The organism is uncultured Acidaminococcus sp. (genome assembly GCA_900538365.1).
In the GTDB taxonomy this organism is placed as follows: domain Bacteria; phylum Bacillota; class Negativicutes; order Acidaminococcales; family Acidaminococcaceae; genus Acidaminococcus.
In genome coordinates this window covers 1-23,021 of the sequence record UPXT01000034.1, presented here as the reverse complement: position 1 = coordinate 23,021, position 23,021 = coordinate 1, and the positions used below count along the sequence as shown (strand labels likewise).

At 47.9% G+C, this 23,021-nt stretch carries 18 protein-coding genes; 14 read left to right on the top strand and 4 right to left on the bottom strand.

What is annotated here, in order from left to right; all coding sequences use genetic code 11:
* Nucleotides 1–167 precede the first annotated feature (167 nt).
* A complete protein-coding gene (locus QZQ08_RS07195) occupies nucleotides 168–566 on the top strand; it encodes a DUF190 domain-containing protein (protein ID WP_296330062.1) in 399 nt (132 codons plus the stop codon).
* Nucleotides 567–767: 201 nt separating this feature from the next.
* Here QZQ08_RS07195 and QZQ08_RS07190 read toward each other — a convergent pair whose 3' ends face one another.
* Nucleotides 768–1,073, bottom strand: coding sequence for a LysM peptidoglycan-binding domain-containing protein (locus QZQ08_RS07190; RefSeq protein WP_296330060.1), 306 nt, complete (start codon nucleotides 1,071–1,073; stop codon nucleotides 768–770).
* Nucleotides 1,074–1,440: 367 nt separating this feature from the next.
* Here QZQ08_RS07190 and QZQ08_RS07185 point away from each other — a divergent pair, with 367 nt between their 5' ends.
* Nucleotides 1,441–2,769: a hypothetical protein gene (locus QZQ08_RS07185; RefSeq protein WP_296330058.1), complete on the top strand. Its 1,329-nt coding sequence runs from the start codon at nucleotides 1,441–1,443 to the stop codon at nucleotides 2,767–2,769.
* 574 nt (nucleotides 2,770–3,343) lie between these two features.
* Nucleotides 3,344–4,783, top strand: a complete 1,440-nt coding sequence (locus tag QZQ08_RS07180) for a carbon starvation protein A (RefSeq protein ID WP_296330055.1) — start codon at nucleotides 3,344–3,346, stop codon at nucleotides 4,781–4,783.
* A gap of 119 nt (nucleotides 4,784–4,902) precedes the next feature.
* On the opposite strand, the gene QZQ08_RS07175 is transcribed toward QZQ08_RS07180, so the two are convergent.
* Nucleotides 4,903–5,928, bottom strand: a complete 1,026-nt coding sequence (locus QZQ08_RS07175) for a branched-chain amino acid aminotransferase (protein ID WP_296330052.1) — start codon at nucleotides 5,926–5,928, stop codon at nucleotides 4,903–4,905.
* A gap of 353 nt (nucleotides 5,929–6,281) precedes the next feature.
* Here QZQ08_RS07175 and QZQ08_RS07170 point away from each other — a divergent pair, with 353 nt between their 5' ends.
* A complete protein-coding gene (locus QZQ08_RS07170) occupies nucleotides 6,282–7,346 on the top strand; it encodes an OmpA family protein (protein ID WP_296330049.1) in 1,065 nt (354 codons plus the stop codon).
* Nucleotides 7,347–7,691: 345 nt separating this feature from the next.
* On the top strand, nucleotides 7,692–9,116 hold the full coding sequence (locus tag QZQ08_RS07165; RefSeq protein WP_296330047.1) for an FAD-binding oxidoreductase: 1,425 nt from the start codon (nucleotides 7,692–7,694) through the stop codon (nucleotides 9,114–9,116).
* Between the two features lie 53 nt (nucleotides 9,117–9,169).
* Here QZQ08_RS07165 and ggt read toward each other — a convergent pair whose 3' ends face one another.
* Entirely contained in the window at nucleotides 9,170–10,918 is a 1,749-nt protein-coding gene (ggt, locus tag QZQ08_RS07160; RefSeq protein WP_296330045.1) for a gamma-glutamyltransferase, read from the bottom strand.
* 220 nt (nucleotides 10,919–11,138) lie between these two features.
* Between ggt and QZQ08_RS07155 the strand changes: the two genes are divergently transcribed.
* From QZQ08_RS07155 to QZQ08_RS07140, 4 genes are all read left to right on the top strand, one after another.
* Entirely contained in the window at nucleotides 11,139–11,876 is a 738-nt protein-coding gene (locus QZQ08_RS07155) for an NAD-dependent protein deacylase (RefSeq protein WP_296330042.1), read from the top strand.
* A gap of 70 nt (nucleotides 11,877–11,946) precedes the next feature.
* On the top strand, nucleotides 11,947–13,221 hold the full coding sequence (serS, locus tag QZQ08_RS07150; protein WP_296330039.1) for a serine--tRNA ligase: 1,275 nt from the start codon (nucleotides 11,947–11,949) through the stop codon (nucleotides 13,219–13,221).
* 503 nt (nucleotides 13,222–13,724) lie between these two features.
* Entirely contained in the window at nucleotides 13,725–14,900 is a 1,176-nt protein-coding gene (locus QZQ08_RS07145; RefSeq protein WP_296330036.1) for a type III PLP-dependent enzyme, read from the top strand.
* 95 nt (nucleotides 14,901–14,995) lie between these two features.
* Nucleotides 14,996–15,793: a hypothetical protein gene (locus tag QZQ08_RS07140; RefSeq protein ID WP_296330033.1), complete on the top strand. Its 798-nt coding sequence runs from the start codon at nucleotides 14,996–14,998 to the stop codon at nucleotides 15,791–15,793.
* A gap of 76 nt (nucleotides 15,794–15,869) precedes the next feature.
* Here the strand turns inward: QZQ08_RS07140 and QZQ08_RS07135 are convergent, their stop codons facing one another.
* Complete coding sequence (locus QZQ08_RS07135; protein ID WP_296330029.1) at nucleotides 15,870–17,309, bottom strand: sodium/glutamate symporter; 1,440 nt, start codon at nucleotides 17,307–17,309, stop codon at nucleotides 15,870–15,872.
* A gap of 366 nt (nucleotides 17,310–17,675) precedes the next feature.
* Between QZQ08_RS07135 and QZQ08_RS07130 the strand changes: the two genes are divergently transcribed.
* From QZQ08_RS07130 to QZQ08_RS07110, 5 genes are all read left to right on the top strand, one after another.
* Entirely contained in the window at nucleotides 17,676–18,557 is an 882-nt protein-coding gene (locus QZQ08_RS07130; RefSeq protein WP_296330025.1) for an NAD(P)-dependent oxidoreductase, read from the top strand.
* A 52-nt stretch (nucleotides 18,558–18,609) separates the two neighbouring features.
* Nucleotides 18,610–19,659, top strand: a complete 1,050-nt coding sequence (locus QZQ08_RS07125) for an ABC transporter substrate-binding protein (RefSeq protein WP_296330022.1) — start codon at nucleotides 18,610–18,612, stop codon at nucleotides 19,657–19,659.
* Nucleotides 19,660–19,751: 92 nt separating this feature from the next.
* Nucleotides 19,752–21,434: an iron ABC transporter permease gene (locus tag QZQ08_RS07120; protein ID WP_296330019.1), complete on the top strand. Its 1,683-nt coding sequence runs from the start codon at nucleotides 19,752–19,754 to the stop codon at nucleotides 21,432–21,434.
* An 18-nt stretch (nucleotides 21,435–21,452) separates the two neighbouring features.
* Nucleotides 21,453–22,523: an ABC transporter ATP-binding protein gene (locus tag QZQ08_RS07115; protein ID WP_296330015.1), complete on the top strand. Its 1,071-nt coding sequence runs from the start codon at nucleotides 21,453–21,455 to the stop codon at nucleotides 22,521–22,523.
* A 15-nt stretch (nucleotides 22,524–22,538) separates the two neighbouring features.
* Nucleotides 22,539–22,919 carry a RidA family protein gene (locus tag QZQ08_RS07110; protein WP_296330013.1) on the top strand — a complete coding sequence of 127 codons (381 nt, stop codon included), beginning with the start codon at nucleotides 22,539–22,541 and terminating at the stop codon, nucleotides 22,917–22,919.
* The last annotated feature ends 102 nt before the right edge of the window (nucleotides 22,920–23,021 follow it).

The window sequence follows — 23,021 nt, the reverse complement described above, 5'->3', positions numbered from 1 at the left end:
ATTAAGCTGCAACACAATCTTATAGGGGTCTCCCGAGAAAATGTTGACACATACCTGCCCACCGTTTCTTTTGCATGACCGTCCAAATTCTGATACAATAGAATTGATAAATAAAGGCAGTTGTAGGTTGTTTGTGTGGGTATTTTATAGGAGCTGGAGGGAAAAGTATGGCGACAGAATTTCTGGAATTAAAAAAACTGACAATTTTCGTGGGTGAGGATTTTTTCTGTGGAGACCGTCCATTTTACAAAGTCATGCTGGAAAAGGCAGCTAACCTCAAACTTGCTGGCTGCACGGTATTCCGCGGTCTCCAAGGCTACGGAAGCCGTGTCCGCGGAAGGGAACGGCGGCTTCTCATCAGTGTTTCGGAGGCAATCAATCTTCCTGTGATCATTACCATTATTGATACGGAAGAACAGATTGAACGTGTCCTGCCTTTCCTTGAAAAGAACCTGACCCATGGTGTGGCTACCCTTGATGACGTCAAGATGTTGGCGACGGACTTTGTCAAGGAACGTTTTGAAAAACCTGTGGAAGAGCGCTGCAATCCAAGTCTCCAGGAATAAGCAGACCCTCATCGGATGGCTTCACGTGATCCTGTATATGTGTAACGGTGCGGGCCTCCTTGATTTTTTATATCAAAGAAAGCCTGTTCCAGAAAAATAAAGGCCCCCATTATGTATGAGGCAGCTCTTGAACCTGTTTGGCTCAAAAAAACGCAAAGAGACGGTCAAGAAATGATGTTCTCCTTTCTTGGCCGTCTCTTTTTATTGGTTTGAGGCTAATTTATGGTCCTTATCCCCTCGGACCGGGATGATTAGCTTCTGACCTGGCTGAAGGGCTGCTTTGCGGTCCAGCTTGTTGGCTTCGATGATACGTTCAATGACGTTCCGCACATCTTCACCGTCTTCTGTATGGCGGCTTGCGATGGTCCAAAGGCTGTCGCCGGTGTAGACGGTGACTTGCTGTTTATGAAGAACGGCAGACGGAGCGGCGTTCATCTGCAGGATTCCAAAGGAAAAAAGGCCAATCAAAAGTACGAATAACGATCCAATCATCTGTTTCATCATCATGAATCCACCTCATGTTCATATGCCATAAAATCGAACTACTGTTTATCTATCCGTATAATATCATGATAGGATTCGTTTTTCAATAGATAAATCAAAAATATGTTCGTTAAAAATGAGGAAATGGGCAGCATGTTCATTTTTTTGGACTGCATTAATTTTTTGCCAAATTGGACTTGACAAAACCATAGACAGCAGACACAACAGCGTATGGACGATGGGAATAGTTGCCTGCCTATCTTGAAGAGGTCCCTATTTGTCACATTTTTTCCTTTCTGATATGGTATAATGACAAAAAGACCTTTTTTGCCTTTGGAAGTTCATTTTTTTAGCCGCAGTTCCTTGGCAAAGCAGTCAGGAGGGATTTCTAATGATGGAAGATAAGAATCAGATGGCTCACCAAGACTCTGTCAATCAGGAAGATCTGGTCGAGACCGATGCCCGCCCCTTGGAAGAAGGGGAAAAGGAGGCCGTCAAGGGAGAACTGATTGAAACCGAGCAGCCTGTGGACTATGAAAAGGAAGCAGAATATATCTGCCGCTGGGGTGCTGCACGGGCCAGCGTCATTGTCATGACGCCTTTCCTGGGTTCCCTTGCCCTTATGGCCAACGAAGTCTATATGATTACGAGATTAAGCGATCTTTATGGTGTGGAACTTGAAACGGGTGCCATTGCCGGGCTTATTGGCTCTTTGGGCGCTTCCTTTGTGGGGCAGACCCTCTTTACCCTCATTCCGTTCCCGCCGCTTCAAGTGCCGATGGCTGTTGCAATCACCTATGGTGTAGGGAAGGCGGCTGATGCCTGGCTGAAGGCGGGGCAGCCCAAGGATATGGCACGGATCAAGGAAATTTTTGAAGAGGCCCGCAAGGAAGGAATGGCGCGGTTCAAGGAATTCAAGGAAGATCCGACAAGAAATCTTCCCTTAGGAGATGAAACAAAGGATATGATGAAAGAAAAAGCAGGCCCGCTTTTTGACAAGATCAAGAATGCAGCGGATACGGCCACAGATAAGGTTACGGCTGCGGTGGAAGACATCCGTTCCAGCAAGGAAGGCCCAAAAGGCAAGCTTGCTTCTGCAATGGATGCGGCCAGTGATGTAGCAGAGCAGGCCCGTCTTGTCCTTCAGCCTTATAAGGAGATGGCCTTGCGCTGGATTGGGGCTCAGACCTGGGATGAACTGCGGTCTGGAACCCTTGTTGTTCCTTATGAAGACCTCGAAAAAGGGATCCGCGAAGCCATGAAGGACAGTGAGTTCAGGTTCGGCGGCTGCCGCTATGCCAAGGATGGACTGCTGGAACTTGTCGTGGAACATGAAAAATATGGGACCATCACCATCGATGCCGGTATTGAAGCTTTTGCCCTCACGAGCAGTGCTTCTTATGGGCGTTTCCGCATCCATGATTTCGCTGTAAGTGAGAATAAGATCGGTGAGCTTGTCGTGAAGCTTCTAGGCTCACGTCTCATCATGAGCCTAGTCAATGCGGTCTTCAATATGAAGACCATCAGCAAGGATGATATCGTCTGTACTTACAGTGACAATACGCTGACGGTTGATTTTACAGATGTCATTAAAAAGAGCAAAGTAGCCCAATTTGTGATCAAGGACCGCAACCTATTTGATCTTGTCACCCTTACCGGCCTTGTCCCGGAAGAAACAGGCCTCAAGGTATGCAGCAAGTGGACATTGCTTAAATCATGATGAAAAAGATAAAAGGGGCTGTGAAATAATAGCCCTTCATACAAATAGGCCCATCCGATTCAATTGAACCGGATGGGCCTATTTGTGGTAAAGTTCATTTATCATGTATAAACCAACCGTAATCTATAGTACTCTTAAACAAGGTTGTTACTATCTTTTTTTCAGATTGTCTGACTATTGCGGATTCAGTTTTCACATTTGATAGATTCATGGAGGAAATCAATATAAATAAGTATTTGAGCGATATTCCCTCGCATAAATTGGGCCGTATCAGATATAATCCCGTCAATATGCTGAAAACTGTTCTGTTTGGCTTTATGGATGAAGGATACATTTCTCTCCGGAAACTGGAAGATAAGTGCAGAGTCAAATTTCGTTATCAAGATTTCCTATGGAAAATATTGTATTTTGCGGTTTTATTCTCTTCTTTTTATAGAAAATCATTCCTAATGAAGTACATTCTCAAGGACAGTTTTTTTCAGAAAGTTTTAAAATATTGTAGCATTTGTGTGACAAAGGTACTATAATAAAAGACAAGAAACGCGAAGTAAATTCGCAGAAGGGGGTTTATGTAATGATTAGCTTTTTTGTGTGTCTTGCAATCTTAATTCTTGGCTACTTCATTTACGGCGGCTATGTCGAGAGTTGTTTCCGTCCTCCCATCGATGACAGAAAAACTCCGGCATACAGACTGGAAGATGGTGTCGACTATGTTCCGATGGGAACGGGCCGTGTCTTCTTGATCCAGCTGCTGAACATCGCCGGACTGGGCCCGATTTTCGGTGCTTTGGCCGGTGCTATGTGGGGGCCTGCTGTATTCCTTTGGATTACCTTTGGTACGGTTTTTGCAGGCGGTGTCCACGACTTTATTTCTGGACTGCTGTCTGAAAGAAACGATGGCGCCTCCATTTCTGAAATCGTAGGCAAGTACCTCGGCGATACCATGAGACATATCATGCGTGGATTCTCCGTTGTCCTCCTGATTCTCGTTGGTGTTGCTTTCACGACGGGCCCTGCAGGCCTTCTGACCAAGATTACGACCCAGAGCTTCAACTTCTGGCTGGTTGTCCTGTTGATCTACTACTTCATCGCAACCTTCCTGCCGATTGATAAGGTCATCGGTAAGCTCTATCCGTTCTTTGGTTTCTGCCTGATCTTCATGGCTGTTGGTGTTGGGACCATGCTCTTTGTGAAGGGTTATACCATTCCTGAAATCAGCTTCATCAACATGCATCCGAAAGGAACCCCAATCTGGCCGATCATGTTCATCACTGTCGCCTGCGGCGCTATCTCTGGTTTCCATTCCACGCAGTCTCCGCTGATGGCTCGCTGCATCAAGAGCGAACGTGAATGCCACAAGATTTTCTATGGTGCCATGGTTTGCGAAGGCATCATTGCCCTGATCTGGGCTGCTGCTGGTACGACCTTCTATGATGGTACGCAGGGCCTTGCCAAGGCTTTTGTTACCTACAAGGGCGCTGGCGGTGTTGTTTATGACATCTGCTCCGGTCTGATGGGTACGGTTGGCACGATCATTGCCATGATCGGTGTTATTGCCTGCCCTGTATCTTCTGCCGATACGGCTTTCCGTTCTGCCCGCTACACCATCTGCGACTGGTTCAAGATTGACCAGCACACGATGGCAAGCCGTCTGAAACTTTCCCTTCCTATCATCGCTGTCGGTGGGATCCTGACCCAGGTTGACGTGACCATCCTTTGGAGATACTTCTCCTGGACGAACCAAACCTTGGCTGTCTTCGTTCTCTGGGCTGGTGCAATGTATCTCCTGGCTAACAAGGGCAACTATGTGATTGCTTTGGTTCCTGGTACGTTCATGAGCGCTGTATCCTGCACGTACATCCTCATGGCTAAGGAAGGCCTTGGTCTTTCGACCAGCATTGCTTATCCTGCTGGTATTGCCGTGGCTGTCATTGCAAACATCCTCTTCTGGAAGCGCGCAAAGAAAGTTGAACGCGGTGAAATCGACCTGGCTGATAAACCGGTTGAAGGCTGATTGAAATCGTAAAATCACTTGGAAGGCATGGCCTTCCAAGTGATTTTTTCATTAAAAGGACCGATACGGAACAAAGTGTTCCGTATCGGTCCTTTTATGGATTCCAGGGATAGAGCCTGTTATTTGACTTCGTGGATCCAGCCTTTGGGACCTTCGATTTCACCCATCTGGATTCCGCGCAGGGTCTTATAGAGCTTGGTCAAGACAGGGCCCATTTTATCCATGCCGCTTTTGATATTGATGACCTTGCCGTGATTGACAACGCGGCCGACAGGGCAGATAACAGCCGCAGTACCACACAGGCCGGCTTCTGCAAAATCAGCTACTTCTGAGAAAGCAACGGGCCGATGTTCCACCTTCATGCCCAGCATATCTTCCGCAATGGCAATCAGGCTGCGGCGCGTGATAGACGGCAGGATGGAGTCGGATTTAGGTGTGACAAGGGTACCGTCTTTTGTGACAAAAAGGAAGTTGGCACCGCCTGTTTCTTCGACATAGGTGCGGGTAGCCGGATCAAGGTACATGTTTTCGTCAAAGCCATTGGCATGGGCGGTCATATAAGCATGAAGACTCATGGCATAGTTCAGGCCAGCCTTGATATGGCCTGTCCCACGAGGGGCCGCGCGATCAAAGTCGGAAACACAAATCGTGATTGGCTTGACCCCATTTTTGAAGTAGTTGCCTACCGGTGTCCCAAACAGACGGAACTGGTATTCATTGGCTGGCTTGACGCCGATGACGGAACCGGTTGCAAAAAGATAGGGACGCAGGTAAAGGGCTCCGCCTGATTCGAAGGGGGGAATCCAATCCTTGTTGGCACGCACGACTTCATCGACAGCTTCCATGAACATGGCTTCCGGAACAGGCGGCATTTCAATGCGCTTTGCTGAATCTGCCATGCGTTTTGCGTTCTGGTCTGGACGGAACGTAACGGTTCTGCCGTCTTTGGTCTTGTAGGCTTTCAGGCCTTCAAAGACCTGTTGGCAATATTGAAGGATTCCAGCGCATTCGTTAAGGGGTACGGTGGGATCATCTGTCAGGGCACCGGGACCCCATTTTCCATCTTTATAGTCGGCTGTATACCGTTTGGAAATTGGCATATAATCAAAACCTAAGCTGGACCAATCAAGTGATACCTTTGTCATAAGTCATTCAGATCCTTTCCAATAAGTTGTAACTTAATTAAATAAGTACCAAACTATAATAGTTAAAACGCTAAAATTTGTCAATTATTTAAAGACACATAGATAAATATGTGCAATAATTATGGTATAAATGGATTATTCTTTACACTATCCATAAGTAAAGGACGAATGCTTTTTTGCATACAATGTAAAAGAAACAATTCGTTCCAAATGAAAATGAATGTCCGATTTCGCACTTTTGACACATATTTTTCATTTAACATTCATTTTTTCGGCAGTAAAATAAATGAAACAATCAGTGTTTCACTGATTTTCATGAGTCAATTCAATGATAGGGAAAGAAGGAATCTGGAATGAAGAAAAAGTCTATGATTATGACGGTTGCCGCTCTTGCCGCCTTCACTTCCATTGCAGGCGCAGCTCCCGCAACAAGTTGGGAACAGGGCCAATGGCAAGTTGATTTAGGGGCATCCGATCCCAAAGCAAAATTTGATGGACTGGAAAGCGATACGAAATGGAACTTTAATGGTGGTCTGGGTTACGCCCTTTCTGATAAATGGGCCCTGCGTTATGACTATCATGGGCTTAAGACCGAAGCTGGCGACTTCAAGACTGCTGGCAATGAAAACGAAGTCAATTTGATGTACAGCCTGGGTCGGAATGCAGCCCTTTTTGCAGGCTGGGCCCGCATCAACAATGACTTCGATGGCAGTGTGGCACGGGGGACTTATGGTATTGACAGCTCTGACAGTGTTGTGAACAATGTGGCCCAGTTTGGTGCCATTGTGAAAGCTGACCTTGCCAAGAATCTCTCCCTGTATGCAGAAGGTGCTTTGGGAACCAAGAAGACTTCTATGTGGGAAGCCGGTCTTAGCTATACGGTTGCCAAAGATTGGGATCTGAATGCCGGGTATCGTTATCTTGATACCAAGCTGGATGATGACAATAATATCAAATACAGAGGCTTCTTGGTCGGCCTGACCTATCGTTTTGGCGGGCATAAGGCTGAAGCCACTCCTGTTGTGGAAGAACCGGCTCCTGTTGTGGAGGAACCGGTCCAAGAACCCGCCCATGTCTACAATGACTACTATCTGGACAGCATTCATTTTGCTTCTGATGCTGATCAGCCGCTTCCTTCTGAACGTGCCAAGATGGATCGTCTTGTCCAGGTTGCTAAGGATCATCCGGACTCCACGTTCAAACTGGTTGGGAATACGGATTCTGATGCTTCCGATGCCTATAATGAAGACCTTTCCAAGCGCCGTGTCGACCATGTCGCCCAGTATGTTTCCAACAATGGGGTTTCTAGCGATCGTCTGAAACTCAACTACAAGGGTGAAAAGGATCCGGCTGCTTCCAATGCTACGGAACAGGGAAAAGCCGATAACCGTCGGGTGGATGTATGGGAACATAAATAATTTCACGCGGACCTAAATCCGCAAACGCGCCCCAGGAATTTTTTCTGGGGCGTTTTTTTTTTTGATGCTCTTCTTATTCAATAGATCCGCTTGGCGAACAGGACTTTGGACTTGTGCAGGCTATATCCATATGCCTCTGTCTTTAAAAGAAGGACAAAAGGCTAAGCTGTATTTGGAATATCACTGTAAAGAATAGAACAATGTTACATATAAAATGGGATTATACAAAATTTATGTAATAAATTTATTTACAAATGAGAAAAAAGTGGTATAGTAGAGGACATCTTAAACTTTGTGTTCAGTATACAATACAGAGGCTATCTTATAAGGAAGAAGGTTCTTAGCATGGCAAGTTATTTTCATCCGGTGACGCCGGAACTGCTCGAAGATCTCAAGAAAGTGGTAGGGGAGAAATATGTTCGTTACGACGAAGATACCCTGGAGCAGTACCAAACTGACGAAGAAGGCAATCCTCATTTTTTCAAGAAGCCAGAAGTCGTCGTTTTCCCTGGTTCTACAGAGGAAGTTGCAGCCATTGTCAAACTTGCCAATCAGTACCTTGTCCCCATTACGCCGAGGGCTGCAGGTTCCGGCGTGGCCTGTGGGGCCATTCCTATCTACCATGGCATGGTGGTGGAACTGGAGCGGATGAACCAGATCTTGGAATTGAATGCAGATGCCATGTACGCCGTCGTACAGACGGGCGTCTATTGCGGCCAACTGCAGGAAGAGGCCAAAAAACATGGTCTGCTCTATGCAGCTGATCCCTCTTCTGCCTCCTCCAGTCAGGTCGGCGGCAATGTCGCCAATAATGCGGGCGGCAACAAGGCTGTTAAGTACGGGACGACGCGCAATCAGATCTATGCCCTCAAAGTGGTGACGCCGACGGGAGATATTGTTGATGTTGGGGCACGGCTGCAAAAATGCTCGACCGGCCTTGCTTTGGAACAGCTTTTTGCTGGTTCCGAGGGAACCCTCGGCATCATTACGGAAATTACGGTCAAACTGCGTCCTTTGCCGCCATACAGTTTCAATATGGTCTGCGTCTTCAAAACGGACGAAGAAGCCTTTGCCCTGCCCAATAAGATCCTTAAGGCCGGCGTTGATCCGACAAGCCTTGAATATATGGACAACGAGGCCATTGTCATGACGGAAAAGTACCTCGATATGCACTTTCCTCATGCAGATGAAGGCGCCTGCTATGTTATCGTGACCGTTGAGACTTTTACAGAAGATGAACTTGACCGGAAGATGGAGCTGCTCTGCAATCTTGCCGAAGAAAATGGGTCTATTGATGAATTTGAAGCTGATGAACGCATCTGGAAGCTGCGCAAGGAATTTGCCGAAGCTGCCAGGGCCATCGATAAGATGTTCCAGACGGAGGACTTTGTTGTTCCTCTCGACAAGATTGGCGATATGACCAAACAAATTCCGGAACTGCGGAAAAAATACGGCCTTTACTGCGTGACCGTTGCCCATATCGGGGATGGCAACATCCATGTCCTGCCCCTTAATAAATATGGCCTGACCCCGGATGAATGGTTTGAAAAGATCAAGGCCTTCCATGCCGATCTCTTCCCCCGAGTCTATGCCCTGGGTGGAAAGATGAGCGGCGAGCACGGTGTAGGCTACAAAAAGCTGGAAGAGTTTGCCCGCAATACGCCGGAAGGGGAAGTGAAGATTATCAAGGCCATCAAACGGGCCCTTGATCCCAATAACATCATGAACCCTGGAAAACTGGTTGATATGAATGGCGACTTTATTGCCTAGGAAATGTAAAAAGGAACCGCGGAGCAAAAGCTCCGTGGTTCCTTTTCCCTTTGTTATTTCTTTGTTGGCGTGACTTCAATGAAACTTAGGTTGCTGCGGGAATCATGGCTTCCTGTCATCTCTCCCGAGACGGGATCGATGATGATGGCGTTGACGTCACCCATATACGGCTTGACGGTCAGGTGATAGCCCCGTGCCTCGAGGTCTTTTTTTTGGGCCTCGGTCAGTCCGTTTTCCGGTTCCAGACGGATTTCATCAGGCTGCCACTGCATATGGAAGCGCGGTGCCGAAACAGCCTCGTTGACAGGCATCTTGTGGTCAATGACATTCGAAATGACTTGCAGGACAGTTGTGATGATGCGGCTTCCGCCCGGACTTCCGACAACCATGAAAATCTTGCCATCCTTGGAAATGATGGAAGGACTCATGGAACTTAAGGGACGTTTATAAGGGGCAATGGCATTGGCATCACCGCCAATGACGCCGTACATATTGGGTACGCCCGGTTTTGCCGAAAAATCGTCCATCTCGTCATTGAGAAGGAAGCCGGCACCTTCGACGGCAACCCCACTGCCGTACCAGTCATTGATGGTGTATGTGACGGAAACAGCGTTGCCAAAACGGTCTGCGACGGAGTAATGCGTGGTCTGAGTTCCTTCCTTCAGGGGGGAAAGACCTGGTTTTACAAGGTCACTGGGTGTGGCTTTTCTTGTATCGATACTTTCATAAAGCCGCTTGGCGTAAGCTTTATCTGTGAGTTCCTTCAAAGGTACTTTTACAAAGTCGGGATCACCGAAATATTCACTGCGGTCGGCATATGCGCGCCGCATGGCTTCGGCCATGATATGGATGGTCTCAGGCGTTTGGAACCCACTCTTTTCAATGTCCGCGTTTTCCATGATATTCAGGATTTCTGCGATGATGGGTCCGCCGGAAGAAGGCGGGGCCATGGAAATGATTTTGTATCCCCGATAAGTGGTTTCGCTTGGCTTTCGCCAGACCGGTTTATATTGGGCTAGGTCAGCGGCTGTAATGAGGCCGCCATTTTTCTTCATATCCTTGACAATCAGTTTGGCTGTCTTGCCCGTGTAGAAATCGCGCGGGTCATCGGCAATACGGCGCAGGACCTTTCCGAGGTCCTTTTGGATAAAGCGTTCCCCTTCTTGATACAGGCTGCCGTCCTTGTGGAGGAAATATTTGCGGGAGGCTTTGTAAGGCGTGAAGCGTTCCGTCCCCACATCTTTCAGGGTTCCTGCCATATTCCGGGAAACGGAAAAGCCTTTTTCTGCCATTTCAATGGATGGTTCCATGAGTTCTTTCAGACTCTTGGTTCCATATTTGTTCAGCATTTCAGTCATCCCAGCAACTGTGCCCGGTACGCCAACGGAAAGATAGCCCAGACGGCTCTTATTGCTGTCTACATTGCCTTTTTCATCAAGGTACATATCCTTTGTGGCCTTCCCCGGGGCTGTTTCCCGGAAATCAAGGGCAATGTCCTCTCCATCCTTCATATGGATGATCGCAAATCCGCCGCCGCCGATATTGCCGGCATTTGGATGACAGACCGCTAGGGCATAGCCTACGGCGACAGCGGCATCGATGGCGTTGCCGCCCCTATCAAGGACGTCCTGTCCAATCCGATCGGCAAGGGCTTGGGAGGAAACAACCATCCCTTTCCCTTTGCTGGTGATCAGGGGATTGTCCGGTGCCGTAAAAGCCGCCCTCGGACCCAAGAGTGAAAGCGCCATTGCCACGGCAGCAAGGGCTTTCTTTTTCGCCTTTGCCTTTGACCAAGTAATCATACAAACCTCCTTTTGAAAATGAATCAGGAAAAGCTTCGATAAGTCCATTATAGGGGACAAGATGGAAGGAGACAACAAAGGGAAAAACGCAAATGCCTCTCCTCAAAAAGATGTATGAAAAGATACAGTACAGCAGAGAAAAAGGGAGCCGCAAGGGGTATGTTTTTCTTCCTGACCATACTATAATGGAAGAATAGGATAGGGAAAGGAGTCGATCCTTATGGAATTTCAAGAAGTAAAAGAAAAAATCGATACGCTTGCCAAATGGGTGGGGGAAAGTCAAAATATTGTTTTTTTCGGCGGAGCTGGGGTTTCGACAGAAAGCGGGATCCCCGACTTCCGCAGCGTCGATGGCCTTTATCACCAAAAGTATGATTTCCCGCCGGAAACGATTTTAAGTCATACGTTTTTTAAAGCGCATCCTGACGAATTCTATCGTTTCTATCATGATAAGATGCTCTGCCTCGACGCCAAACCGAATGCCGCCCACAAGAAATTGGCTCAGTGGGAACGGGAAGGCCGGCTGAAGGCTGTCATTACCCAGAATATTGATGGCCTGCATCAGGCAGCCGGCAGCCGGAATGTTCTTGAACTGCATGGCAGTGTACATCGTAATTACTGTCAAAATTGCCATAAATTCTTTGATGCAGCCTATATGAAAGTTCATGACGGGATTCCTCATTGCGACGTCTGTGGCGGCGTCATCAAGCCCGACGTGGTCCTTTATGAGGAAGGCCTTGATATGGATACCCTGGACCGGGCGGTTTCCTACATCCGTCAGGCTGATGTGCTTATTGTAGGCGGCACGAGTCTTGTGGTCTATCCGGCAGCCGGTCTTATCCGCTACTATCAAGGTAAGAAACTGGTCCTCATCAATAAAGGGACGACCGCCTACGATCAGGATGCCCAGCTTGTCATTTCACAAGCCATCGGAAAAGTCATGGAACAATTGCCTTGAAAAGATGATTTTTTCACGCAATTTGTGATATAATGGCCTAAAATGTCCTTTTGATTTGGGGGTAATGTAGATGTTAGATTTGAAGTTTGTTCGGGAAAATCTAGATAAAGTGGCCGAAGCACTGAAGAATCGTCACACAGAAGTGGATCTTGATGCTTTCAGGAAGCTTGACCAAGAGCGCCGTGACCTGCTCCAGGAAGTGGAAGCCGATAAGAGCCTGCGCAACAGCGTCAGTGCCGAAATCAGCAAGATGAAGAAAAATGGTGAAGATGCTTCGGAGAAGATCCTTTCCATGCGTACCCTCGGGGATAAGATTGCTGAAACGGATAAGAAACTCAAGGAAGTGGAACAGGGACTGCGTGACATCATGCTGACGATTCCCAATATGCCTGATGCCAGTGTTCCAGTGGGCAAGGATGATACGGAAAACCCGGAAGTCCGTAAATGGGGTGAACCGACGCACTTTGATTTTGAACCCAAGGCCCATTGGGATCTTGGGGAAAACCTGGGCATCCTCGATTCCGATCGAGCAGCCAAGGTTTCGGGCGGCCGTTTCTACTATTATCTGGGGCTTGGAGCCCGTCTGGAACGTGCGGTCTATAACTTCATGCTTGATCAGCATACCCAGAAAGATGGCTATACGGAAGTCATCCCCCCTTATATTGTCAATCGGGAGACCATGACCGGTACAGGCCAACTCCCGAAATTCCATGAAGATATGTACCGCCTTGAAGGGATGGAGATGTATCTGATCCCGACGGCGGAAGTTCCCCTGACGAACTACTACCGCGATGAAATTATTGACGGCGCCAAGCTGCCGATTTATTTGACGGCCTTTACCCCTTGCTTCCGTGCAGAGGCCGGGAGCGCTGGGCGTGACACGCGGGGCCTTATCCGTCAGCACCAGTTCCATAAGGTGGAAATGGTGAAATTTACCAAACCGGAAGATTCCTTTGATGAGTTGGAAAAGCTGACCCACGATGCCGAAGGAATCCTCCAGGCCCTTGGACTGCCGTATCATGTGGTTTGCCTCTGCACAGGTGATCTTGGCTTCTCGGCGGCCAAATGCTACGACATCGAGGTCTGGTTCCCTGCACAGAACAAGTACCGTGAGATCTCTTCCTGTTCCAACTGTGTCGATTTTCAGGCGCGCCGTGCCAATATCCGGTTCCGCCGCGACAGTAAATCCAAGCCGGAATTTGTCCATACCCTCAATGGGTCCGGTCTTGCCGTTGGCCGTACGGTGGCCGCCATTCTCGAAAACTATCAGCAGGCAGACGGCAGTATCGTAGTTCCTGAAGTCTTGAGACCGTATATGGGCTGCGACGTCATTGCTAAACCCTAAGTCAGATGAAATGAATGGGATTCCTTCATGGAAGGAATCCCATTTTTGCTTTTTATGGAGGTATTTTGCTTGTTTTAGCTCCATAAGGGAACCATGTGGTTATGAATATTTATTCATGATTTTTTCGTTTTATTGAGAGGGGAAAAAAGAAGGTGAGGGCCCTCCTTTAATAAAAAAGGCGTATGACGGTGTAAGCAAAAGAATTTATTAGGCTGTAAAAGATGATATAGATTTAAAAATATTCATATGCCTTTTTCCTCCTAATGGGCTTTGGCTCCGTATAGAGCCGTATGAGGCCGTAAGAGATAGTATGAGTGAGAAAATGGAATAATTGCTTTTATTCATTTAAATTATAGGGCAATCTAGCGTTTTTCATATTTTTCCTTCAATCTCCTCAAAAGTCCTCCAATTTTCTCTATTTTCCTCTTGCCTTTTCTGCACTCTGTAGTATAATTAACAGCGAACTAAAATATGCGTCGCTGACGCCAGAGGGGGATGGATAGATGAACGAACAAGCCTTTTTTCAATTGAGTCAAGATGCAGTCAGCCGGTTAGCTGAAAGATACGGCACTCCTTTGCTGGTGCTTTCCTTGGAACAGATTGAAAAAAATTATGACATCCTGCGGACCCATATCCCGCAGATGAAAATCCATTATGCAATGAAGGCCAATCCGGATTTGAGGATCCTGGAGACCATGATAGATAAAAATGCTGATTTTGACGTTGCAAGTGACGGGGAAATCCGTACCTTGGCAAGCCTCGGTGTTCCGGGAGAAAAGATGATCTATGCCAACCCCATCAAGACGGAAGCTGGTCTCAAAGCCTGCGTCGATGCCGGTGTAACGCGCATGACTTTTGACAGCGAATCGGAAATCCGCAAGATTGCCAAATGGGTACCCCGTGCAACTGTGCTTCTTCGCTTGCGCATCGATAATCCAAAGGCCCATGTGGACCTTAACAAGAAATTTGGCGCACCGCGGGAAAAGGCCCTGTTCCTTATGAGACTGGCCCGGCAGGCTGGCCTTGATATGGCAGGTATCGCTTTCCATGTAGGCAGTCAGGTTACAACGGCTGATCCATATCTCCACGCCTTTGATGTCGTCCATGAACTCATGGAAGAAGCAAAAAATGAAGGGTTTGACCTCCCCATCATGGATATTGGCGGCGGTTTCCCCATTCCGGAAACGGGTGTCCATTACAACCTGACGGCTATTTTGGATCAGATTGCGGCCCGCCTGCGGGAAGATTTTTCCGATAAGGTCATTTGGAGTGAACCTGGCCGCTATATGGCTGGCACGGCCCAAAATCTCATTACTAGGGTCATTGGCGTCAATGAACGCAATGGTCAGGTCTGGTATTTCCTCGATGATGGTATTTACGGGACCTTCTCCGGCGTAATCTTCGATCAGTGGGACTATAAGCTCATCAGCTTCAAGGAAGGGGAGAAAATCCCGGCAACCTTTGCTGGCCCGAGCTGTGATTCCTTGGATATCATGTTCCGCGGCAAGATGACCGAACCCCTTGATGTGGATGACTTGCTCCTTGTCCCTGTCTGCGGTGCCTATACATCGGCCTCAGCAACGACCTTCAACGGGTTCAAAAAGGCCCGTATGGTCATTTGGGAAGATGTACGGGATGAACTTGGCTTGGGCAATGAGCAGCTTTCCCTTGCTGTATAAGCTTTGAACCGTAACCGGTCTCCTGCAGGGGGCCGGTTTTTTGCGCCTTATTTTGCAAAACATGGTATAATGACGCATGGAAAGGATGGATTTCTATGAGAAAAATACTGCGCCCCTTCTTTTTTCTTGTTTGCGTCCTGGCTCTTTTGACAGCTGGATGCGGGGAAAAAGCGGCAGTGCCCAAGATTGAGCCCGTCCAGTATCCGGGCTGGATTGAAGTCAACTTGGATCCAGATGCCCGGTTTTCGGTTCCTTCTGCTTTTTTTGTGGAAACGGAAGCCATCCGGCAAAAGATGGAATCTGGAGAAATGGACCCCTATGTAAAAACCCTCCTTGAAAAAGATCGGACCCAATATTCCCAAAAAGGAAGCATCGTCCTTGTGACAACCGATCAAGGAGCGGCTTTTTTTGCGGATGGAAGCCATGCGGCACGAATTACGTTTCAAACCGTGGGAAGCCCTATGAAGCTTCCTCGGTATGGGCAGAACCTAGGCATGGATGAAAAGGCCCTCAAGGAATTTGGTACAGCCACCATGGATGGCATCAAATTCAGTGATGGAAAGAGCCTTCCCGACGGATATACGGTCACTTATAGTAACTGGAGCCCGATGAAGACAGAAATCATAAACGGTGTGGAGCATCTTTTTACGGCCTACGATAAGACCATCCTAAAGGAAGGTGTTGCCCTTGTGACGGTTCGCATCCTGCGCTGGACCTTCCTCAATAATGACCGCATCCATATCTTGACGGCCTCCTATCCTAAGAAGGAGGAAGCCTATTGGAATGATGATGGGCGGAAGCTCAAGAACATTGTGAGGACCCTTGCCATTGTACCGTCAAAGTCGGCGGCGGAAGAAAGCTTCCTTGATAAGGTCAAGGCCCTCCTGCCATAAGAAAATGGCTCCTTTCTAACAAAAAACAAAGGCCACTGCGTGAAAAGCAGCGGCCTTTTTAGATAGGTAGAAAGGGTCACTCAGCCGGAACGGTTTCCATCGTCTTCTCCTTGCGGGAAGATCCATAGAGCTTTTTCCCAATAAAAGCAATCAGGTAGCAGCAAACGGTATAGATGATGCCGAATTTCAGCATGTCCATGGCTGTCCCTTTGACGAGGATGGCATACATGATGGGCGTGCTTACAAGTTCGATGACCTGTCGGATAGCGTAGGACAGGGAGTAGTCCGTCATAACAGGAGAGTCAAAATTGGGATCGCAGATTTTAAGGAGCGTGGCACCTGTCATCATGACGCCTGTGTTGATGCCAAAGCTGAGGATGCCTCGTTCAAAAGGATAGCTGTCGGGAAGGAAATATTGGAACATCTTGATGGTCGTATAGTAGACCAGAACAAAGCCTGCCGCAGAAATGACGAGGATGGGGAGAATATAATCCAAGACGGCGCGGATAGGCATGCTGGCGATGGCAGCGATAATGGAGAAATCAGCAAAGATACCGCAGATATGGTTCTTGACTTTAACATCAATCATCCATTCCAAATGCAGTTTTTGAATACCATAGTTGACGGCATACATCAGAAGCAGGGCGTAGGGCCAAACGGGTACGTCCTGAAGTCCGATGATCTGATATTTGACAAATAGGCCGCGCAGATAATAAGCCAGCCCACAGTCGGCAAGGATAATGGCCAGGTGAACGGTCAGCGGTTCAATGGCGGCGCTTTGGGTGGTCTCTCGTCCCATTTGTCCCTGTTTGCTTATTTCCTTCGTGAACCCATAGGTATCTTCTGTCGGAAGAGAGGCTGACCCTTTCAAAAAGGCTGTTTCCCCTTTTGCCGCAGCGCGGTTGATGATCATGACGCCTAGCAGGATTCCGCCAAGCAGTCCAATGGTGGCAAAGGTGGTAAGAACGCCCTGGGACAGTTCCCAGTAGGAGGCACCCCCTTCCATGAGCAGGCTCCCAATGGCGCCGGCCATGCCGTGACCGCCGTTGAAGCCTTGACAGATTTCGTAGCCGAATTGGTTATAAAATTCGAGACCAGGAATAAAGGCCATAAAAAGCAGGGGAAGTCCAACGCCCAGGATGATCTGGAAGCCAAAAGCTCCGCTTGCAATGCCGCTCACAATGGCAATCTTTGCGGCTTCCTTGCGGTTTTCCTGGGGGTCGAGCTGTTTTTTCCTGACGAAGTTTCCTAGGGGAATCCCGGCAAACATGGGAACCACGAGAATACCTGCGAGCAGGGACCACGTCTTGTTCCATTCAGGGGATATGGGGGAATACCCCGTAAGACCAAGGACTTCCGGTCCTAAAAGAAGTCCGAGGAATCCGCCGATGACAGAAGCGGGAACCAGGAAGCGTCTAAATAGGGAAATCTTGGCTCGAAGATAGAGTCCGATAAGGAGCAGAACACCAAGGAAAGCGGTACTCTTGAGAAGTTCTTGCAGGATCTTGCTGGTCATGAAAAGGCCTCCTTTGATATAAAATACAGAATTATCAATTATATCGTACCAATAATTTATCACTTTGTCTATAATTTGTTTTTGTACAGTGGACATGATATAAAACGAAGGCCGATTTACTATTCTATCCAAGTTAGAAGGAGAACAGGGATGCTTGTTACAAAAAATAGTTATCCTCAGCAAAGTGTCCATGTTACAGGGAGTTTTTAAGAATTTTGATGTATAGGCATCCTGTGTAATGGAAAAAAACGCGATGACTGATGTAATTATCAGAATTATAGGCATAATTCGTTGCCAGAGCGATTCAAATTATATATAATGAGGGTATTCCTTGGACAAGTGCTGAGGAAAAAGGAGGAATTCCATATGACAGAACTGCTGAAGATTGGTTTTGTAGGAACGGGCATCATGGGAAAATCCATGCTTCGCAACCTTGGGAAAAAGGGATATGAAATGCATGCCTATGCTCGGCACGCTGAGAAGATTGCAGACCTTGAATCCGAAGGGGTTATCCTTCATGAAACACTTGCTGCCTGCGTCAAAGCTGTCGATGTCATGATTTCCATTGTCGGTTTTCCTAAAGATGTGGAAGCAGTCTATTTCGGAGAAGGGGGCATCTTCGCCAGTGCCCACCGCGGACAATATGTCATTGATATGACTACGACAAGTCCAACCCTTGCAAAAGAACTCCACGAAAAAGGAAGTGCCCTTGGCCTTCATGTCCTCGATGCACCGGTTACGGGCGGGGATACGGGCGCTAAAAACGCAACCCTTTCCATCCTTGCTGGCGGTGAGAAACAGGATTTTCAGGCCATGCGTCCTGTCTTTGAGGGTATGGGAACCAACATCAACTACATGGGACCGGCTGGTTCCGGTCAGCATGCCAAGATGGCCAACCAGATCATGATTGCCGGCGCCATGAGCGGCATTTGTGAGGCCTTGAACTATGCGAAAAAAGAGGGCCTTGACCTGGATACCCTTTTAGCTGCCGTATCCACCGGGGCGGCGGGCAGTGCTCAGCTCAATGCTTTTGGAAGCAAGATGGTCCATGGTGATTTCGCACCAGGCTTTTTCCTGAAACACTTCATCAAGGATATGAATCTTGCCGATGAAGAAGCGGGCAAGATGGGGCTTACCCTGCCCGTCCTCAAACAGGTCCTTGCTGAATATCGGACCCTCGAGGCAAAAGGAATGGGGAATTTAGGGACGCAGGCGCTTTTTGCTTACTACGCTGACAAAGAAAAATAAACCGAGGCGGGACGGTTTCCCGCGAAATCCACTTCAGAAAGGATGAAACTACATGATGAAGAAAAAATGGTGTAAACTAGCAGCTCTTGCCCTTACCTGCGGCAGCCTTCTTGCAGCAGGCTGCGGTGGCGGCGGAGACAAGAAAGAGGCCGCTTCGGGCGGTAAGAAGGTTTCGGGAAATGTCATGGTCTATACGTCCATGTACCCTGATGTCGTTAATTCCCGTGTAAAACCAGCTGTTCAAAAGGCGTTCCCCGACTTAAAGGTAAATTGGTTCCAAGGCGGTACAGAAAAGATCAAGACAAAGATTGCCGGAGAAATCAAGGCAGATAAGATCAGCGACGATGTTCTCATGGTGGCTGACCCATCCTATTATATCTATCTCAAGGAAAAGGGACTTCTTCTGGATTACAAATCCCCTGAAATAAAGCATCATATCATGGAAACGGATAAGGATGGTGCTTGGACTTCCGTCCGTGTCTGCAACATGATCATTGCCTACAATAAGGATAAGATTGCGAAAGAAGATATTCCAACAAGCTGGGAAGACCTGACAAATCCAAAGTATAAAGGCCGTATTGCCATGCCGAACCCGCTTCTGTCCGGGACCGCTTATGTCGCTGTTGGAGCTCTTGCTGATAAATTTGGCTGGGAGTATTTTGATCGTCTGAAAGCCAATGGGCTCCGTGTTGAAGAAGGCAACAGTGCCATCCAAAATAAACTTCTCACAGGTGAATATATGGCTGCCGTCATCTTGGAAGAAAATGTGCTGAAACTCCAGCAGACCAAGAAGGAACCTTTGGAAGTCGTTTATCCGAAGGAAGGGTGCATCCTTATTTCTTCACCGATTGGCATCTTCAAGGCGACGAAGAATCCTGACGGCGCCAAGGCTCTTACAGATTGGTGGCTCAGCAAAGAAGGTCAGGAAGCCGTGACTGCTGGTTGGATGTATTCTGTTCGGGATGATGTGGAAAAACCGCAGGGATCCAAACATACGCTGAAGGAATTGCTCCAAAATGCCATTAAGGTAGATTGGGATAAATTGACTAAGAATGAAGCCCAAATCAAGGAAGAATTCCGGGCTCGTGTCCTCGATAAATAAATGATCACCTTCCGCAGCCATCGGACTGTGAGCGGGGAGCTGGGGAACATCCTCTGGTCTCCCCGCTTTTTCAAGCGGAAAAGGAGTTTATAGTGAAACGATATCAAATGCCGCGCCTTAACAGTAAGTTTATGGTCATCGCGCTATCTGTCCTCATTCTTCTTTATTTCATTGTACTGCCTCTGGCTGTACTTATTATCGACAGCATTGTTGTTGATGGACACCTGGATGTGTCAAGTTATCTTTCTGTCTATGGACAGGCCGTCAATATGAAGGCCCTGACCAATACGGCAAAAATCTCTATTCTCGTCATGATTCTTTCCGTCCTGATAACCTTTCCTTTGGCCTGGCTTATCGGCCGGACGGATTTGCCGGGACGGAAAAAGTTCCGGACCATCCTTGTTGCCAGTTACATGATTCCCCCTTATGTTGGGGCCATTGCTTGGACGCAGCTTCTTAATCCTGATGTAGGGTATCTCAATGACCTATTTAAGACCATCTTTTCCTTGAGCGAAGCCCCTTTTAATATTTATACGGAAGGTGGCCTTATCTGGGTCTTGACCCTTTTTTATTCCCCTTTTGCCTTTATTACCATTTCCCGTGCCATGGAAAAAATGGATCCCACACTGGAAGAAGCTTCCCGCGTTTCCGGTGCTTCGCCGCTTCGCGTCCTGTGGGATGTGACATTGCCGCTCATGGCGCCGAGTATCCTCGCTGGCGGTCTCTTGGTCTTTATTGGGGCTGGTTCTGCCTTCGGAATTCCGGCCATTGTGGGCATGCCCGGAAACATCGAAGTCCTGACAACGCGCATTGTATCCTTTGTCTATATGGGGAACGATAGCGGTATCCGCAATGCGACAACCCTCGCCGTATCGCTTATGATTCTTGCCAACGGGCTGCTCTTTTTCATGACTTGGTTCATGGGACGCAAGGACTATACAACCATTGGCGGAAAAAGCACCCGGCCAGCCTTGGTTGAATTGGGAAGATGGAAAGGTCTTGCGACTATTCTTGTAGCGGTCTATGCTTTTATTGCCGTGATCCTGCCACTGGGGTCCATTGTCATTACAAGCTTCATGGTGAGCATGTCCAAAGGGCTCAGCCTTGATAATTTCGGTTTTGACGCATGGATGCCGGTCCTTGAAAACAGCCAGTACCTGGATTGCATCTGGCGCTCTTTGGGGTATGCCTTCATTGCTGCAACAATTGGTACAATCCTTTCTCTTTTTGTGGCTTATCTATCGGTTAAAACGAACGTGAAGGGGCGCAGTCTGCCAGACCTGCTTGTGATGGTTGGCGGCAGCACGCCCAGCGTTGTTATTGCATTGGCCCTCATCATAACCTTTTCGGGCAATTACGGCTTAAACCTTTATTCCACCATGTGGATCCTCATTGTCAGCTATCTTGTGAAGTACATGACCATGAGTGTCCGAACCATTGCTGCTTCCCTAAGCCAGGTCTCTTCAAGTCTTGAAGAGGCTGGACTGAACTCTGGTGCGGGCTGGCTTCGTATCTGCAAGGACATTATCATGCCGCTGATTGCTCCTTCCATTGTAGCGGGTTGGTTCCTCATCTTTATGCCTTCCTTCTATGAATTGACCATGTCAAACCTGCTTTATGGCAGTGATACCCAGACCATTGGCGTCCTTCTTTACGAACTGCAGACCTATGCTGATACGCAGAATGCCTCAGTTATGTCTGTTATCATTCTTATCATTGTCATGGTGGGGAACCTCATCTTGAACAAAGTGTCAAAAGGGCATATTGCCATTTAGCAAGGAGGAAAACAAATTATGTCTCAAGTCAAACTCGAGCATCTTTATAAACGCTTTGGAAATGTAACGGCTGTGGGAGATTTCAACCTTGACGTGAAAGATGGGGAATTCATCTCGTTCCTAGGACCTTCAGGATGTGGCAAAACGACGACCCTACGGATGATTGCCGGCTTTGAGCGTCCCACGGAAGGCTCCATTACCTTGGGAGATACTGTAGTTTCCAGTGCAAGTGATGGCTTTTTCATGGCACCGGAAAAACGGGATATAGGCATGGTTTTCCAGTCTTATGCTGTTTGGCCCCATATGACGGTTGCAGAAAATGTGGCTTATCCTTTGAAAATCCAAGGTGTCAGCAAGGATGAACGGGCCCGCCGTGTCGAAGAAGCTCTTAAGATGGTTCACCTCGACCAATACGGGACGCGCTATCCCAACCAACTTTCTGGCGGGCAGCAGCAGCGCGTAGCTCTTGCCCGTGCGCTTATTGCCCATCCTGGCCTACTCCTCTTGGATGAACCTCTTTCAAACCTTGATGCCAAGCTTCGGGAAAGCATGCGCTTTGAAATCTCGACACTCCAGAAAGAGCTGGGCATCACGGTTATTTACGTCACCCACGATCAATCGGAAGCCATGACCATGAGCGATCGCATTGTCGTCATGAATGGTGGTGAAATCCAGCAGATTGGACGTCCTTTTGATGTCTATACCCATCCTGCCAATAAGATGGTGGCCGATTTTATTGGTCTTGTCAATTTCGTGCCTGCTGCGATGCGGGGTGACAGGGCCTTTATCAAGAATACGGATGTTTCTTTCCCTAATGAGGCAGGAATCCCGGAAGGAGATGGCATTATTGCCGTCCGTCCTGAAAATGTAAGCCTTTCCAAGGACGGTGGGATGCTTAAGGGTACGGTGCGGCATCGTTTCTATATGGGAGATGCTGTCGACTATCGCATTGAGACCGTGGCTGGTATGATCCGAGTCATGACCCATGGCGGTGCGTACCATACTTGGAAGGATGGAGAGGAGATTTATCTCGATTTTCGTGATATAATCTTATTGGGTAACGAAAGAAACAACTATATTATCACTTGATTGGAGGAAATTTTCATGAAAAAAGAAATTGCTACCAAAAATGCCCCTTCTGCGATTGGACCCTATTCCCAGGGGATTGAAGCTTCCGGTACGACGGTCTATGTATCCGGTCAGATTCCTATCGATCCTAAGACGGGCGAGTTTGCTGGCGATGATATCGTCACCCAGACGAAACAGTCCTTGACGAATGTCAAGAATATCCTTGCTGAAGCTGGATGCAGCCTTGATAATGTCGTTAAGACGACGGTCCTTCTTGCGGATATCAAGGATTTTGGTCCTATGAACGAAGTCTATGGGGAATTCTTTAAAGGCGTTTGCCCGGCTCGTGCCTGCTTCCAGGTAGCAGCACTTCCTAAAGGTGCCCTTGTGGAAATCGAGGCCTTTGCCGTTAAATAAGATCTTTCGTTTGACCGCTGCTTTTTGCAGCGGTCTTTTTGTATGTTTTGAAAACCACGCCATAGTGGCGTGGTTCCGGAAAGCTTATAGCTATAAAAAACC

Excerpts from the sequence above, each read along its gene's own strand:
- QZQ08_RS07195 (WP_296330062.1), top strand. The coding sequence starts at position 168 with ATGGCGACAGAATTTCTGGAATTAAAAAAACTGACAATTTTCGTGGGT.
- QZQ08_RS07190 (WP_296330060.1), bottom strand. The coding sequence starts at position 1,073 with ATGATGATGAAACAGATGATTGGATCGTTATTCGTACTTTTGATTGGC.
- QZQ08_RS07185 (WP_296330058.1), top strand. The coding sequence starts at position 1,441 with ATGATGGAAGATAAGAATCAGATGGCTCACCAAGACTCTGTCAATCAG.
- QZQ08_RS07180 (WP_296330055.1), top strand. The coding sequence starts at position 3,344 with ATGATTAGCTTTTTTGTGTGTCTTGCAATCTTAATTCTTGGCTACTTC.
- QZQ08_RS07175 (WP_296330052.1), bottom strand. The coding sequence starts at position 5,928 with ATGACAAAGGTATCACTTGATTGGTCCAGCTTAGGTTTTGATTATATG.
- QZQ08_RS07170 (WP_296330049.1), top strand. The coding sequence starts at position 6,282 with ATGAAGAAAAAGTCTATGATTATGACGGTTGCCGCTCTTGCCGCCTTC.
- QZQ08_RS07165 (WP_296330047.1), top strand. The coding sequence starts at position 7,692 with ATGGCAAGTTATTTTCATCCGGTGACGCCGGAACTGCTCGAAGATCTC.
- ggt (WP_296330045.1), bottom strand. The coding sequence starts at position 10,918 with ATGATTACTTGGTCAAAGGCAAAGGCGAAAAAGAAAGCCCTTGCTGCC.
- QZQ08_RS07155 (WP_296330042.1), top strand. The coding sequence starts at position 11,139 with ATGGAATTTCAAGAAGTAAAAGAAAAAATCGATACGCTTGCCAAATGG.
- serS (WP_296330039.1), top strand. The coding sequence starts at position 11,947 with ATGTTAGATTTGAAGTTTGTTCGGGAAAATCTAGATAAAGTGGCCGAA.
- QZQ08_RS07145 (WP_296330036.1), top strand. The coding sequence starts at position 13,725 with ATGAACGAACAAGCCTTTTTTCAATTGAGTCAAGATGCAGTCAGCCGG.
- QZQ08_RS07140 (WP_296330033.1), top strand. The coding sequence starts at position 14,996 with ATGAGAAAAATACTGCGCCCCTTCTTTTTTCTTGTTTGCGTCCTGGCT.
- QZQ08_RS07135 (WP_296330029.1), bottom strand. The coding sequence starts at position 17,309 with ATGACCAGCAAGATCCTGCAAGAACTTCTCAAGAGTACCGCTTTCCTT.
- QZQ08_RS07130 (WP_296330025.1), top strand. The coding sequence starts at position 17,676 with ATGACAGAACTGCTGAAGATTGGTTTTGTAGGAACGGGCATCATGGGA.
- QZQ08_RS07125 (WP_296330022.1), top strand. The coding sequence starts at position 18,610 with ATGATGAAGAAAAAATGGTGTAAACTAGCAGCTCTTGCCCTTACCTGC.
- QZQ08_RS07115 (WP_296330015.1), top strand. The coding sequence starts at position 21,453 with ATGTCTCAAGTCAAACTCGAGCATCTTTATAAACGCTTTGGAAATGTA.
- QZQ08_RS07110 (WP_296330013.1), top strand. The coding sequence starts at position 22,539 with ATGAAAAAAGAAATTGCTACCAAAAATGCCCCTTCTGCGATTGGACCC.